Consider the following 14,432-nt stretch of genomic DNA (forward strand, 5'->3'; position numbering starts at 1 on the left):
CAACACCGCTTTCTCCCACCGAAAGAGTTTCGTGACCGTACGGCAGGAGTACTGACCGCAGGTTAACGTCGGCATTTCCCCCGCAGGTTCTCTCAACCTTGGTTAACGCGCCGCAGGCCCGATTTCGGCAAAAGATGTGGGCGAGAGGCATGTTGCCAAGGTCCGTCACATGCCGTTTACTGAATGCCGGAGGAGAGCGGGAGACGGCGATGCCAGACACACCGAAACCCGGCGTGCCAGCGCTGCGGCCTGTGGATTTTGCCCTGCTGGGCGAGGCGCTGCGGCGCGGTGCGCGCGATCTGCGGCAGGCAAAGGGCTTTGCGCTCGTCTTCGCGGGCGTCTACGTGCTCGGCGGCTGGCTGATGGCCTGGATCACGCAGGTGACCGGGCAAAGCTACTGGCTGGTCTTCGCCGCGGTGGGTTTCCCGATGATCGGCCCCTTTGCGGCGGTGGGCTTCTACGACATCTCGCGGCGCATCGAACAGGGCAGACCGCTGGACTGGATGCAGATCTTCAGCGTTGTCCTGCGCCAGTCGAAACGGCAACTGCCGTCGATCAGCGCCATCATCATCGTGGTCTTCCTGTTCTGGTTCTTCCTCGCGCACATGATCTTCGCGCTGTTCCTCGGGCTCTCGACCATGACCAACGTGTCGAGTTCCTACGAGGTCTTCCTCAGTGCGAACGGCCTGACGATGCTCGCGGTGGGGACCGTGGTCGGGGCAGGGTTCTCGACGTTGCTCTACATGATCACGGTATTGTCGCTGCCGATGCTTCTGGACCGGGAGATCGACTTCGTCACGGCGATGATCACGTCTTTCCAGTATGTCGCGGCGCACCCCGTCCCGATGCTGGCCTGGGCCGCGTTCATCGCGGTCTTCGCGCTGGTCTCCATGCTGCCACTGTTCCTCGGGCTGTTCCTGTCGCTGCCGCTGCTCGGCCACGCGACCTGGCACCTCTACGACATGCTGGCGCAGGGTCCGGAACCGGACACGCCGGAGGCCTTGCCGGCCTGACCCCTTTCGGCGGCTGAAGATTTGCGGGGCAAAATTTTGCCCGGGGACAGCGCCCCGGGCAAAAAAGTTCTCCCGAGAAATTTTTCCTACGTCAGGCGCCGCGGGCCAGCGCGGCAACCCCGGTCCGGGCGATCTCGATCAGGCCGAGAGGGCGCATCAGGTCCGCGAAGGCGTCGATCTTGTCGGAGGGGCCGGTCAGCTGGAAGACGAAGCTTTCCAGCGTCGAATCCACCACCTGCGCGCGGAAGATGTCCGCCAGCCGCAGCGCCTCGACACGCTTCTCGCCCTGGCCTGCGACCTTGATCAGCGCCAGTTCGCGCTCGACGCTCGGGCCCTCGACGGTCAGGTCGTGCACGTCGTGCACCGGCACGATGCGGCCCAGCTGCGCCTTGATCTGCTCGATCACCTGCGGCGTGCCGGTGGTGACGATGGTGATGCGGCTCAGGTGGCCCTGGTGGTCGACCTCCGCCACGGTCAGGCTGTCGATGTTGTAGCCCCGGCCCGAGAACAGGCCGATGACCCGGGCCAGCACGCCCGGCTCGTTCTCCACAAGCACCGCGATGGTATGCGTTTCCTGGACGTCCGAGAAACTCGGGCGCAGGTTGTAGGCGGAGTGCTTGGTGGAGCCTTTTTTGATGTTGAGCGCCGACATCGGTCTTCCTTTCGCGTGCGGTGCCAAGGGTTTGGCGGGTCTTTTTCGTTCAGTCTGCGTAGCCGTGGCGCTCGATCCAGGGCTGGAGGATCGGCATCACCGGGGCAAGGGCGGTCTCGTAGCGGCGCCAGCGGCCATCGGCGCTGGAATAGAGGTCCTGCGTCACCTGGCTGTAGCTGGGCGTGCGGATCACCGGGCGGGCGGCGGCGGACTTGCGGTAATCGGCCATCGCGTCCTGCCACGCGAGCCCGATGTGCTGCAGAACGGGTTCAACCGCGCCCTTGAGGTCGGTGATCAGGTGCTCGTAGCGGATGTCCACGACGTCGAGGTCGAGCCGGTCGCGGTAGGTTTGCCACAGCGTGAACACCCGGTCGTAGGTCCGCGCGGCCTCCTCGAGATGGTGGAAGGTGTTCATCGCCTCGTTCGGCTTGAAATTCTGCATGAAGCAGCTCAGCACCGAATCCGCCGGGTGGCGCAGGGACAGCACGAACTTGGCCGCCGGGAAGTGCCGCGCGATGGAGGCGGCTTCGGCGAGGTTCAGCGGGAACTTGTCCACCGGCAGGCGGCCGTTCAGCGGCGCGCCAAGGTGGCGTTCGAAGACCCGGAGATACTCGGCGCGGCGGGTGGCGATCTCGTCGGACGACAGCGCGCCGAGGGCGGCGTTTTCCGCCATTTCGGGAATGCCCTGGTTCAGCGTGCCGACCATCGGCTTTTCCTCGACCACCGCGAGCGACGGGTGCCCGCGCAGGATGGTGTCCAGCAGCGTCGTGCCGGAGCGCGGAAAGCCGACGAGGAAAACGGGCTGCACGCCCTCCGCAGGCTCCGCGCTCCAGCCGGTGCCGATCTGCTCCGCGCCCTGCAGGCGCCCGGTGATCATGCGGGTGAAGACGTTGCTGTGTCCGCGGGGAACATGCATCCGGTTCTGGAGCGAATTCATTTCGGTGAAGGCTTCGAAAGCCTCGTCCGCCCGGTCCAGCCCGTCGAGGGCCCGTCCGCGCAGCTCGGCATGCACCGAGCGGCTGTGCGGGGGCAGGGCGAGCGGCTCGATGCCGTCCAGCACCGCGAGTGCTTCTTCGTTCTGCCCGCGGCGGCTCAGCAGCGCGGCCTGTTGCATCAGCAGCAGGGGGTGCCCCGGACAATTGCGCAGCGCGGTCTGCAGCGTCTTCTCCAGGTCGTCCAGCCGGTTCAGACGCTCCAGCGTGCGGCAGAGCGCATCCCAGGTCAGCGGCTGGCGCGGGCCGAGGCTGCTGGCGCGGCGCAGGTGCGTCTCCGCCCCGGTCACGTCGTCGAGGTCATAGAGCGCCTGGCCCATGGCCAGGTGGCTCTCCGCCATCTCCGGCGCCACGTCGAGCGCGCCCTGTGCGGCCTCCACCGCCGCCTGCGTCTGGCCGGCCCGCTGCAGCATGGTCGAGAGATTGATGTAGCTGTCCGGTAGCGCCGGATCGGTGCGGATGGCGTGATCGTAGGTCCGCAGCGCCTGGTTGTTCTTTCCGGTCATGCGCAGCGCCGTGCCGAGTGCGTTGGCAACGTCGGAGGCCAGCGGCTGGCGTTCCAGCAGGCCCGGGGCCTCTGCGATGATGCGCTTCCAGTCGTTCGCCGCCATGGCGCGGCGGATGGTTTCGGCGATGCGCTGATCTTCGCCGGTCAGCCGCACCAGCGGGCGGGCTGCGGCGCCAAGGCCCGCCAGCGCGCGCCGCGCGTCGCGGTTGCGGCTGTCCTTGGCCAGAACCTTGCGCAGCAGCGCGGCGGCTTCGGCGGAACGGCCGTCCCGGGCAAGCTCTGCGGCCTGAACCACGGGGTCGAGCGAGGTTGGCATGGGGGTGCGGGACATGGGAGGGCTTTCGTCAGGAGGGAGAGGGAAGGCGCGCGGCACCGCGCGCCTTCTGTGTCGGACGGGCAGGGGTCAGACCAGCACCGCGCCCTTGCCGGCAATGGCGTTGGTGGCCTTGGCATCGCCGAGCAGCATCTTGTTGTGCGGCTCGCCCGACGGGATCATCGGGAAGCAGTTCTCGTGCTTCTCGACGAGGCAGTCGAAGATCACCGGACCGTCGTAGTTGATCATTTCCATGATCGCGTCGTCGAGATCCGCCGGGTCCTTGCACAGGATGCCTTTCGCCCCGAAAGCCTCCGCGAGCTTGACGAAATCCGGCAGCGCTTCCGACCACGAGTGCGAATAACGCTCGCCGTGCAGCAGCTGCTGCCACTGGCGCACCATGCCGAGGCGTTCGTTGTTCAGGATGAACTGCTTGACCGGCAGGCGGTACTGGATCGCGGTGCCCATCTCCTGCATGTTCATCAGCCACGAGGCCTCACCCGCCACGTTGATCACCAGCGCCTCGGGGTGGGCCATCTGCACGCCGATGGAGGCGGGGAAGCCGTAGCCCATGGTGCCGAGGCCACCGGAGGTCATCCAGCGGTTCGGGTCCTCAAAGCCGAGGTACTGCGCTGCCCACATCTGGTGCTGGCCGACCTCGGTGCAGACGTAACGGTCCATGCCCTTGGTCAGCGCTTCGAGGCGCTGCAGGGCGTGTTGCGGCTTGATCGTGCCTTCGGAGGGCTTGAACTTGAGGCAGTCCACCGCCTTCCAGGTCTCGATCTTTGCCCACCACTTGGCGAGACCCTCGCGGTTGATCTTGCGGCCGCGCGATTTCCACAGGTTCAGCACGTCCTCCAGCACGTGGCCGACGTCGCCGACGATCGGGATGTCGGTCTTGATGACCTTGTTGATCGAGGACGGGTCGATGTCGATATGCGCCTTGCGGCTGTTCGGGCTGAAGGCGTCGATGCGGCCGGTGATGCGGTCGTCGAAGCGGGCGCCGATGTTGATCATCAAATCACAGCCGTGCATGGCGAGGTTGGCCTCGTAGAGACCATGCATCCCGAGCATCCCCAGCCAAGACTTGCCCGACGCCGGATAGGCGCCGAGACCCATCAGGGTCGAGGTGATCGGAAAGCCCGTGGCCTCCACCAGTTCGCGCAGCAGCTGGCTTGCCGCCGGGCCGGAGTTGATGACGCCGCCACCGGTATAGAACACCGGCTTCTCCGCTTTCTCGATGGCCTCCACCAGCTCGGTGATCATCGCCATGTCGCCCTTGACCTGCGGCTGGTAATGCCGGGTCGAGGCGGCGGGCTTCGGCTGATAGGTGCCGGAGGCGAACTGCACATCCTTCGGAATGTCGACGAGCACCGGGCCGGGACGACCCGAGGTGGCGACGTGGAAGGCTTCATGGATGGTCGCGGACAGCCGCTCCGTCTCCTTCACCAGCCAGTTGTGCTTGGTGCAAGGACGGGTGATGCCGACGGTATCGGCCTCCTGGAAGGCGTCCGAGCCGATCATGAAAGTCGGCACCTGGCCGGTCAGAACGACGATCGGGATCGAGTCGAGCAGGGCGTCGGTGAGGCCGGTCACCGCGTTCGTGGCACCGGGGCCGGAGGTCACGAGCACGACGCCGGGCTTGCCGGTGGAGCGGGCATAGCCTTCGGCGGCATGCACCGCGCCCTGTTCGTGGCGGACAAGCACATGTTTGATGTCGTTCTGCTGAAAGACCTCGTCATAAATCGGTAGCACGGCGCCACCGGGGTATCCGAATACCGTGTCCACGCCCTGGTCCTTGAGGGCCTGAACCACCATTTTCGCTCCGGTCATCTGACGTGTCATCGTGCTTCTCCAATTTTGACACTCATCGTGTGCGCACAAAAAAGCCCCCGATTTTCATCTCGGGGGCGCATGGGGTAACCAGATGGTTCCGATTTACTCGGCCATGCGCCTTGATCCTACGACTACCACTAGAATGGACATCTTCCGGGGCTCCGTTTGCGTGCGCGGTGGACCATATGAGCCATCTTTCGGGGCGTCAACCGCAAATGGGTGAAAAAAGTTACGCTTGGGTGCGAAAATCTTTTCGAAAGTTGCGCTGTGCTCCGTTTCGCCGGTCTTTTCGAAATCCGGCCTGCGGTGCGAGCCTGCACACCGCCCCAGATGCATGCGATGCAAAGGCTTCAACCGCGCGGTTCGTGCCGTTACACTGGCCGCGAAGCGCGTAACCCGTGAGTGAACGAGGGACCATGGCCGAACGGGACAGTCGAATCGCCGGGACATTCGTGCCGGGCAGCCAGGCGGCGCTCGACGCCCTGATGTCGGAGCTGTGCGGCAGCGTCGCGGCGCTGCGGGACGCGCTGCCCGGCGATCCCGTGGCGGTGGTTTCGCCCCATGCGGGCTATGCCTATAGCGGCAAGCTGGCCGCCGCGGCCTGGAGCACGACCGCGCGTCTGTCGCCGCAACGCATCGCCATCCTGTCACCCGCGCATCACGCGTTCTTCGACGGCATCGCCGTGCCGACCGGCCATGATGCCATCCGCCTGCTGGACCGCCGCCACCGCATCGACACCCGCGCGGTTCAGGCGCTGATCCGCTCCGGCCTTGCTTACGGTCATGACCTTGCATTCGAGAGCGAGCACGGCATCGACACACAGCTGCCGTTCGCCCGTCACTTTCACCCCAGGGTCCCGGTGGTTCCGATCGTCACCGGGCGCGGGCCGACCGCGCAGGTGGCGCGGCTGATCGACCGGCTCGATCGCATGGACGGGCAAACGCTGTTTGTCCTGTCGAGCGATCTCAGCCATTTCTATGCACAGTCGAAGGCCACCAGCGTCGACGGGCAGGCCGCGCGGTTCCTCGAAACCACGCAGCCTTCGCTGATCACGCCGATCCACGCGTGCGGCGCACAGGCGCTCTCCGGTTGGCTGCAATCCCGCGCCGGACGCGCGGCGCGGGCGCTGCGGCTCGGGATGCACACGTCGTATAACACGACGAACGACGCGGCGCGGGTCGTCGGATACGGCGCCTGGGCGCTGTTCGCTCCGGAGACTGACATCCTCGATGCCGCTTCGCGCCAGACGCTGCTGACCGTGGCCCGGCAGGCGCTGGTCTCCCGGTTGAACAAGGGGCTTGCGCCGGTGGTGGACGCGGCGACCTTTGCGGTGCCGCTGCGCACCTATGCCGCGACTTTCGTGACGCTGGAGCAGGCCGGCGTCCTGCGCGGCTGCGTCGGCTCCATGGTGCCGCACCTGTCGATGGTCGAGGACGTGGCGAAGAACGCCGTGCGGGCCGGATTCGACGATCCGCGCTTTCCGCCGATCTCGGTGACCGACCTGCGCGCGCTGTCGATCTCGGTCTCGGTGCTGACGCAGCCGGTGGCGCTCGACGTGGCGGACGAGGATGCCCTGGCCGCCGCGCTGGTTCCCGGCAAGTCCGGCGCGATCCTGATGAACGGATCGCAGCGGGGGCTGTTCCTGCCGTCGGTCTGGTCCTCGCTGCCCGATCCCGCCGATTTCGTCGCGGGGCTCGAGCGCAAGGCCGGCCTCGCGGGACGCCCCTGGGACGAGACGATGCAGGTGCAGGTGTTCCGGGCCGAGGCGTTTTCGGAGGCCGCCGCCGTGTCCGAGGTGGCCTGACCGGCACGATCCCGCGGATTGCAACAATCAGGCGCGAAAGCGTGATTTGTCCGTGTGGGCCTCTCCGGGGCATGCTGAACCCATCGGTTCACTCTGGAAGGCTCCCCACCATGGCCCGTTTCGTCCGGCACCGCAGCTTTACCCTCCCCAAGGCCGTCGCCCTGGTGGCGTTGATGGCCGCATCGCTGCTGATGGGCGGCGTGCCACACCCGGTGAGCGGCGAGGCCCGCATGGATAATCCGGTGACCGAGCGCGTGGTGCCGGCACTCTTCGGCTTCGGGCCGGGCTGCGATCCGGCGTCGAAGGGCGTCAGCGTCTGAGTTTCAGACCGTCACCCCGGTACCCTGCAACACCCCGTGTTCCAACGCGTAGCGGGTCAGGCCCGCCGTGCTCGAAATGCCAAGCTTGCGCTTGATGTTCTTTCGGTGCGTCTCCACCGTCCGCACGGAAATATCGAGCACCAGCGCCACTTCCTTGTTGGACTTGCCCTGTGCCAGTTGCAGCAGCACAGACTGCTCGCGGTTGGTCAGCGGCTCGCGTGCGCCGTCCTGCGGCGTCAGCGCGCCCTCGGCGCCGGTGCACAGGTAGCGCTCGCCGGTCATGATCACGTCGATCGCCCGCTTGATCTCCTCCGTCGGCACATCCTTGAGCACGTAGCCCCGCGCACCGTGGCTCAGCGCCGTCGAGACATACTCCGGCGTGTCGTGCATCGACAGCACGAGGATGCGCATGTCCGGCCGCCGCTCCAGGATCATTTCCGTCGCCGACAGCCCGTTCAGCCCCGGCATGTTCAGGTCCATCAGGATCACGTCCGGATCGAGCGCATCCAGACGGTCGATCATCTGCTGCCCGTCCGACAACGTCGCCAGAACGGTGATGTCGTCATAGCTTTCGAGGATCGCCTCGATCCCCTCCGCCACCATCGGGTGGTCGTCCACCACGACGACGCGGGTCACTTGGTCGGGATCGTCTGTCATGCCTGTACCTTCGTCCTGACGGGCTGGCCTTCCTCGGGCGGCAGGAGGTGGCTCAGCGGAACCTGGGCCTCGATAACCGTGCCGGTCTTCGAGGACAAGATGCGCAGCGTCCCGCCCAGCTGGTCCATCCGCTCCTGCATGTTGCGCAGTCCGATGCCCTTGTGCGGCCCGCGCGGCGCATCGCCGAGCCCCTTGCCATTGTCCGAGACCCGCAGTGTCGCGCCGTCGCGGTGGCCGCGCAGGTCGATCACCACGCGGGTCGCGCCGGAATGCCGCTCGACATTGGTCAGGGCCTCCTGCCCGATGCGGTAGAGCGCGATCTTGCTGTCCTGGTCGAGCCGGTTGCGGAAGACCACCGTGTCGAACCGGGTTTCGATGCCCGTCCGGGTGCGGAAATCGTCGGTCAGGCTCTTCAGCGCCGGGCCGAGTCCGAGATCGTCCAGCACCCCGGGCCGCAGGTCGCGGCTGATCCGACGGACCTCGTGGATTGCTTCCTGCAGGTTGTCGATTCCCTTGTTCAGCGTCTCCGCCGCCCGGTCGTCCCCGGACGCGATGCGGCGGCGGGTGATGTCGAGCGCGTATTTCACGCCGACGAGGATCTGGCTGATGCCGTCGTGCAGCTCCCGCGCCACGCGGCCGCGCTCCTCTTCCTGCGTGTCGAATACCCGCTGTGTCAGTTCCTTGAGCTTGGCATCCGCCAGCCGCCGCTCGCGAATGTTCATGAAGACCCCGGAGGAGAACACCAGCAGCAGCGCCCCCAGCGTGATCGCCCCGATATACAGGAACGTGCGCTGAACCCGCGCCTCCACCTCCGCGCGGGAGGCGGCGACGCTGGCAAGGATGTCGTCGATGAACACGCCGGTGCCCACCGCCCACCGCCAGGACGGGAAGGAGGTGACATAGGTGATCATCCGCGCCTCCTCGCCGGTGGAGGGCTTGGGCCAGAGGTGTTCGACGTAGCCCGCGCCCTGCCGCGCCACGTCGATGAACGCCTTGACCACCGGCGTGCCCTCGCTGTCGGTGAGGTCCAGCCAGTTGCCGTTGATGAGATCGGTCTGTCGCGGCGAGACGAGGTTGGTGCCGTCGTAATCGTAGACGAAGAAGAAGCCTTCCTCGCCATAGATCATCGCCGCGAGGATCTGCATGACCTGCCGCTTGGCATCCTCGTCGGTGGGCGAGGCGGAGCCATAGACGAAATAGAAGCCGTTACGCGCCTGCGTGACATAGTTCTGCAACTCGCGTTTCTTGGCCTCGATCAGCTGGGTTTCGAGACTGCGGATCTCCCGCTCCGCCAACGCGCGCGACTGCTCCGCCACAAGCAGCGCGATGGCCGAGACCGCGAGGATCATCGGCACGGAGGCCAGCAGGAATACCTTCTGACCGTAGGAGGGGCGTAGGCGGGACAAGAGGCCGGGCATGGCCGGCACGGTATCCGATGGCTTGGCACTGGGGAAGGGGGCGCGGCGTCGGAGCGGACCCTGCGAGCCAGCACCCTGGAGCGGGCAAACGCCGCCGCGCTGCAGGGTTGTGCCAATCCTGGAAACACACCGCAAAGGCGTGGCAAGGCGGGGTTTCGCCGTTTCAAAAGCGCGCAAAGCGGGAGCGAACGGCCAAAAAACCTGCCCAACTCCGTAGCAGTGGGTATTTCCATTGCGGGCGGGTCTGCCTAACGTGCCCACACTTTCAACGATCCGCGCGATGGGGGAGCCTCGCGCACTCGAAAAATCTGGGAGGATTTCATAATGGATCGCCGTTCTTTCCTTCGCGCCTCGACCGTGGGCGCGGGGGCTGCCGCTGCAGCCTCGACCCTTGCCGCTCCGGCTTATGCCCAGGGCAAGCGCACCCTGACCATGGTCACCTCGTGGCCGCGCGGCTTTGCCGTTCTCGATGACGCGGCACAGTACCTCGTCAAGTTCACCAACGAGCTGTCCGACGGCAACCTGACCATCGACCTCAAGGCTCCGGGCGAACTCGTTGGCGCGCTGGAAGTGTTCGACGCCGTGTCCTCGGGCCAGGCCGACATGTACCACTCCGCCGACTACTACTTCGTCGGCCAGCACCCGGCCTTCGCGTTCTACACCGCCGTGCCCTTCGGCGGCACCGCGCAGGAAATGATCAACTGGTACTACCATGGCGGCGGCCAGGAGCTCCATGACGAGCTCGGCATGATCTTCAACCTGAAGGGCCTGCAGGCCGGCAACTCCGGCTCCCAGTCCGGTGGCTGGTTCCGCAAGGAAATCACCTCCAAGGACGACTTCAACGGCCTCAAGTTCCGCATGCCCGGCCTCGGCGGCCAGGTGCTCGGCAAGCTCGGCGCCTCGGTGCAGAACATCCCGGGCGGCGAACTCTACCAGGCGCTGTCCTCCGGTGCCCTCGACGGTCTCGAGTGGGTCGGCCCGCTCGCCGACGAGCGCGCAGGCTTCCAGGAAGTGGCGAAGGTCTACTACACCGCCGGTTTCCACGAGCCGGGCTCGGCGCTCTCCGCCAACGTCAACCTCGACGTCTGGAACGATCTCGGGGCCGTCAACCAGGCGATCCTGAACTACGCCTCCATGGCCGTCACCCACTACCAGCTGGCCGAAACCCTCGCCAACAACGGTGCCGCCCTGGCCCGTCTGCAGGCGCAGGGCGTCAAGACGCTGCAGTTCCCGGATGACGTCTGGGATGCCTTTGGCGCGGCCTCCAAGGAAATCATGGACGAGAACATGGGCGACGAGCTCTTCGCCAAGACCCGCAAGTCCTTCGACGAAAGCCTCGCCAGCTCCGCGGCCTGGATCCAGAAGTCGGACGGCTACTACGTCGAGCAGCGCGTGCGCGTGCTGGGCGGCTGAGCCTCCTTCGCGGGACATAAGGAAAGGCCCCTGCCACGCAGGGGCCTTTTCACACATGGGCGCAGGGCCTGCGCCGATCCAAAGAACTTCAAGAAAACGCCGGATAACCGGCTGTCACGGGGGAAATCATGGAAGAAGAGGGCGCAACCGGCTTTCTGCCTGCCATGGCCGATCTGGTGGTCTGGATCATCCAGTCCATCCTGATGGCATTCTACAATCTGGGATACGCGCTCACGCATCCCGCGCTCTGGCTCGACTGGAGCGACAAGGAAGCGATCATGCGCTTCGTCTATTACGGGGGCTCGACGGAGCTGTTCTTCGTCGCCTTCACGACCTTCCTCGTGATCTTCCTCGTCGGCCTGTGGAACAACCGGTTCCTGTGGAACGTGGTCGTCGGCCTGGAGTTCTTCGCCAACTGGACCGGCCGTTTCTTTGCCTGGGCGGGGCTTCTGATGGTGCTCCAGCAGGTCATCATCGTGCTGATGCAGCGCATCTTCACCCGGCCCGACATCGTGATCGGCCTCGGCATCCCGATGCAGTTCGACATCTCCTGGTACGCCGAGGAGCTCAAGCTCTACAATGCCATGGTGGTGGCGCTCTGCCTGACCTACACCTTCGTGCAGGGCGGGCATGTGCGCGTCGACCTGATCTATTCCGCCGTCAGTTTCCGCACGAAACGCGTCATCGACATGTTCGGCTCGCTGTTCTTCATGATCCCGATGGCCGTGCTGATCTGGATGTATTCCTGGTACTTCCTGTGGCGCTCGCTCATCGTGCCGAAGCCCTCTGCCTCGGACCAGCTCGACCGCCTCGTCATGAAGGCCCGCGCGCTGAAATGGAACGTCGAGACCATCGGCTTCTCCCCCAACGGCTTCAACGCCTACTTCCTCTTCAAGATCCTCATGGTGGCGCTGGTCGGCATGATCTTCATCCAGGCCTGGGCCTTCTTCTACCGCTCCTTCCTCGAGTGGAAGGAAGGCGAGGAAAGCGAGGGCAAGTACCTCGACCGGGACATCCTGGAAACGGGCGAAGAGCCCTACGACCACGCAGAATTCTGAGGCGGAGTAGAGACACATGCTATTCGGACTAGATGGCGTCGAGATCGGCCTGATCATCGTCTTTCTCACGCTCTTTGCAGCGATCCTGTCGGGCTTTCCGGTGGCCTTTGCCATCGGCGGCGCGGGGGTCATTTCCTTCGGCATCATCGCCGCGCTCGACAGCGCGGGGCTGCTGATCCACCAGGCCATCGACACCTCGTCGGACGCCTATAACGCTTTGGTCGCCTCGGGGGTGCCGGAAGAGACCATCTCGATCTTCCGAAACCCGGACCTGCCCCGCATCGGCATCTCGGTGTTCGAGCGCGGCTGGGAATACGCGCTCGACCGAAACGTGTCGTTCATCGTGAACCGCATCAACGAGCGCGTCATCGCGGGCCAGTCCATCGAGACGCTGCTTGCCGTGCTGATGTTCGTGCTCATGGGCATCGTGCTGGAACGCTCGAAGATCGCCAACGACCTCCTGACCACCATGGCGCGGGTCTTCGGCCCGCTGCCGGGCGGCCTTGCCGTGTCCATCGTGGTCGTCGGCGCCTTCCTCGCCGCCTCCACCGGCATCGTCGGCGCGACGGTGGTGACCATGGGCCTGCTGGCCCTGCCGACCATGCTGCGCAACAATTACTCGCCGGAACTGGCGACGGGTGTCATCGCCGCCTCCGGCACGCTGGGGCAGATCATCCCGCCGTCCATCGTCATCGTCCTGCTCGGCACGCTCGCCGGGGACCTCTACTCGGCGGCGCAGGAAGCCCGCGCGGTGGAGGCCGGATGCTCCGACGCGCTGACCTACCTGGGCGAGCCCGCGGTGGTTTCTGTCGGTACGCTGTTCCAGGCGGCGCTGCTGCCGGGCATTCTGCTGGCGGTGCTCTACGGTCTCTATGCCTTCGGCTTTGCCATGCTCAACCCGTCCAAGGCGCCCGCCGTGGAACTGGGTGCCAGCACCAACGAGCCGGTGACCCGTGGCGAGGCCTTCACCTGGTATCTCGGGGTGCCGGTGGCGCTGATCGCGGGCTTCATGATCCTGGCGCAGGTCAATGTCGTCGGCGGACAGGACACCACGATCTCCAGCTTCTCCGACCTCGGCGAAGCCGCGTCGCTGCGCACCAATGTCGATGAGCGCTGCAAGGCGGCGATGATCGACCTGCACGGTCAGGAGGCCTGGGACACCGCCGTGGCGGAACAGAAGGCCATCGACGACGCCGGCGCCAGCACCGAGAGCCACCGCCGCACGCCGGAGGAAATCGAGACGCTGCGCGCCGAGAAGATCGCTGCCGCCGCGCCCATCGGCACCGGCATCGCGATCCTCGCCGTGGTCTTCGGCCTGATCCTCTCCGTGGCGCGAGGCGTGTCGCCCTCGTCCGAGCCGCTGCCGCTGCTGATCGGGGCCGCGGGCATCGTGCTCGGACTGCTGGTCGATGTCGTCGCCCTAGGGCCGACGACCTCCGCGGGCACGACGGTGCTGCTGATGGCGCTGCCCTGGGCGCTCAGCGTCTACGGTTGTTACCACGCCTTCCAGCGCCTGGCGCAGCATGACCTGCTGCGGGTGGTCTTCCCGCCGCTGGTGCTGATCGTCGCGGTGCTCGGCTCCATCCTCGGCGGCATCACCAACCCGACGCCCGCCGCGGCGCTCGGCGCGGCCGGTGCCATCATGCTCGCGGCCTATCGCAAGCTGAAGGATCAGGACCGCAGCCCGAAGATCATCATCTGGTCGACCCTGGCGGTGGTGGTAATGATCCTGATGGGGGTCAACTTCGACCTCAGGATCAACACCGCCGACGTTTCCGTCGAAAGCTGGATCGCCTTCTTCTTCACCTATGCGCTCTGGCTCTACGCGCTGTTCGGCCTGCTGTTCAGCTGCTGGGTGCTGTTCACTGCCGGGGTGCTGACACCGGCGGTGCGGGAGACAGCCAAGGTGACCTCGATGGTGTTCACCATCCTGATCGCCTCGCAGCTGCTGAACCTCGTGGTGATCTCCTTCGGCGGCGAGCATTACATCCAGGACTTCCTCAAGAGCTTCGACAACGAGGTGAAGGTCTTCCTGATCGTGATGCTGGTGCTCTTCGTGCTCGGCTTCGTGCTCGACTTCCTGGAGATCATCTACATCGTGGTGCCGATCGTCGGGCCAGTGATCTACGGCGGCTCGTTCGACCCGAAATGGGTGACGATCATGATTGCGGTGAACCTGCAGACCTCCTTCCTGACGCCGCCCTTCGGCTTCGCGCTGTTCTACCTGCGCGGCGTGGCCCCGAAGGAAGTCACCACCGGCCATATCTATCGCGGCGTGGTGCCCTTCGTGCTGATCCAGGTGCTGGGGCTGGCCATCCTGTGGTGGTTCCCGGGGATCGTCACCATCGTGCCGGACCTGATGCCGAACTGATCCCTGGAACAGGGCAAACGAAAGGGCCGTCCCGCCGGGGCGGCCCTTTTTTCTGGCACCAACGCCGCGGCACAGG

11 protein-coding genes are annotated in these 14,432 nt (G+C 65.7%); 6 read left to right on the forward strand and 5 right to left on the reverse strand.

What is annotated here, in order from left to right; genetic code table 11:
• The first annotated feature begins 209 nt into the window (after nt 1–209).
• Nucleotides 210–1,013 (forward strand): DUF2189 domain-containing protein, encoded by an 804-nt coding sequence (locus ACP159_RS15155; protein ID WP_425100553.1) that lies wholly within the window; start codon nt 210–212, stop codon nt 1,011–1,013.
• Between the two features lie 91 nt (nt 1,014–1,104).
• On the opposite strand, the gene ilvN is transcribed toward ACP159_RS15155, so the two are convergent.
• The 3 genes from ilvN to ACP159_RS15170 all read right to left on the reverse strand — a co-directional run bounded on the left by ilvN (nt 1,105) and on the right by ACP159_RS15170 (nt 5,323).
• Complete coding sequence (gene ilvN, locus ACP159_RS15160) at nt 1,105–1,665, reverse strand: acetolactate synthase small subunit (RefSeq protein ID WP_425100554.1); 561 nt, start codon at nt 1,663–1,665, stop codon at nt 1,105–1,107.
• A gap of 49 nt (nt 1,666–1,714) precedes the next feature.
• Nucleotides 1,715–3,496: a sulfotransferase gene (locus tag ACP159_RS15165; RefSeq protein WP_425100555.1), complete on the reverse strand. Its 1,782-nt coding sequence runs from the start codon at nt 3,494–3,496 to the stop codon at nt 1,715–1,717.
• Between the two features lie 72 nt (nt 3,497–3,568).
• Nucleotides 3,569–5,323, reverse strand: a complete 1,755-nt coding sequence (locus ACP159_RS15170; protein WP_425100556.1) for an acetolactate synthase 3 large subunit — start codon at nt 5,321–5,323, stop codon at nt 3,569–3,571.
• A 389-nt stretch (nt 5,324–5,712) separates the two neighbouring features.
• Here ACP159_RS15170 and amrA point away from each other — a divergent pair, with 389 nt between their 5' ends.
• Both amrA and ACP159_RS15180 read left to right on the forward strand, forming a co-directional pair.
• The gene (gene amrA / locus ACP159_RS15175) at nt 5,713–7,119 is read left to right on the forward strand and encodes an AmmeMemoRadiSam system protein A (protein WP_425100557.1); all 1,407 of its coding nucleotides are present in this window, start codon (nt 5,713–5,715) and stop codon (nt 7,117–7,119) included.
• Nucleotides 7,120–7,229: 110 nt separating this feature from the next.
• Entirely contained in the window at nt 7,230–7,439 is a 210-nt protein-coding gene (locus ACP159_RS15180) for a hypothetical protein (protein WP_425100558.1), read from the forward strand.
• A 3-nt stretch (nt 7,440–7,442) separates the two neighbouring features.
• On the opposite strand, the gene ACP159_RS15185 is transcribed toward ACP159_RS15180, so the two are convergent.
• Nucleotides 7,443–8,096, reverse strand: coding sequence for a response regulator transcription factor (locus ACP159_RS15185; RefSeq protein WP_425100559.1), 654 nt, complete (start codon nt 8,094–8,096; stop codon nt 7,443–7,445).
• A complete protein-coding gene (locus tag ACP159_RS15190) occupies nt 8,093–9,514 on the reverse strand; it encodes a cache domain-containing protein (RefSeq protein WP_425100560.1) in 1,422 nt (473 codons plus the stop codon). The genes ACP159_RS15185 and ACP159_RS15190 overlap by 4 nt, the downstream gene beginning before the upstream one ends.
• 324 nt (nt 9,515–9,838) lie before the next feature.
• Here ACP159_RS15190 and ACP159_RS15195 point away from each other — a divergent pair, with 324 nt between their 5' ends.
• The 3 genes from ACP159_RS15195 to ACP159_RS15205 all read left to right on the forward strand — a co-directional run bounded on the left by ACP159_RS15195 (nt 9,839) and on the right by ACP159_RS15205 (nt 14,356).
• Nucleotides 9,839–10,927 carry a TRAP transporter substrate-binding protein gene (locus ACP159_RS15195; protein WP_425100561.1) on the forward strand — a complete coding sequence of 363 codons (1,089 nt, stop codon included), beginning with the start codon at nt 9,839–9,841 and terminating at the stop codon, nt 10,925–10,927.
• Between the two features lie 128 nt (nt 10,928–11,055).
• Nucleotides 11,056–11,985 (forward strand): TRAP transporter small permease subunit, encoded by a 930-nt coding sequence (locus ACP159_RS15200; RefSeq protein ID WP_425100562.1) that lies wholly within the window; start codon nt 11,056–11,058, stop codon nt 11,983–11,985.
• Nucleotides 11,986–12,001: 16 nt separating this feature from the next.
• Entirely contained in the window at nt 12,002–14,356 is a 2,355-nt protein-coding gene (locus ACP159_RS15205; protein WP_425100563.1) for a TRAP transporter large permease, read from the forward strand.
• The last annotated feature ends 76 nt before the right edge of the window (nt 14,357–14,432 follow it).

Origin of the sequence: Tropicibacter sp. S64 (assembly GCF_049803835.1) — a bacterium.
Classification (GTDB): Bacteria; Pseudomonadota; Alphaproteobacteria; order Rhodobacterales; family Rhodobacteraceae; genus Pacificoceanicola.

Bases quoted from the DNA above. Each gene is read 5' to 3' on its own strand.
- ACP159_RS15155 (WP_425100553.1), top strand. From the start codon at position 210: ATGCCAGACACACCGAAACCCGGCGTGCCAGCGCTGCGGCCTGTGGAT.
- ACP159_RS15195 (WP_425100561.1), top strand. From the start codon at position 9,839: ATGGATCGCCGTTCTTTCCTTCGCGCCTCGACCGTGGGCGCGGGGGCT.
- ACP159_RS15165 (WP_425100555.1), bottom strand. From the start codon at position 3,496: ATGTCCCGCACCCCCATGCCAACCTCGCTCGACCCCGTGGTTCAGGCC.
- ACP159_RS15185 (WP_425100559.1), bottom strand. From the start codon at position 8,096: ATGACAGACGATCCCGACCAAGTGACCCGCGTCGTCGTGGTGGACGAC.
- ACP159_RS15200 (WP_425100562.1), top strand. From the start codon at position 11,056: ATGGAAGAAGAGGGCGCAACCGGCTTTCTGCCTGCCATGGCCGATCTG.
- ACP159_RS15205 (WP_425100563.1), top strand. From the start codon at position 12,002: ATGCTATTCGGACTAGATGGCGTCGAGATCGGCCTGATCATCGTCTTT.
- ACP159_RS15170 (WP_425100556.1), bottom strand. From the start codon at position 5,323: ATGACACGTCAGATGACCGGAGCGAAAATGGTGGTTCAGGCCCTCAAG.
- ACP159_RS15190 (WP_425100560.1), bottom strand. From the start codon at position 9,514: ATGCCCGGCCTCTTGTCCCGCCTACGCCCCTCCTACGGTCAGAAGGTA.
- ACP159_RS15180 (WP_425100558.1), top strand. From the start codon at position 7,230: ATGGCCCGTTTCGTCCGGCACCGCAGCTTTACCCTCCCCAAGGCCGTC.
- ilvN (WP_425100554.1), bottom strand. From the start codon at position 1,665: ATGTCGGCGCTCAACATCAAAAAAGGCTCCACCAAGCACTCCGCCTAC.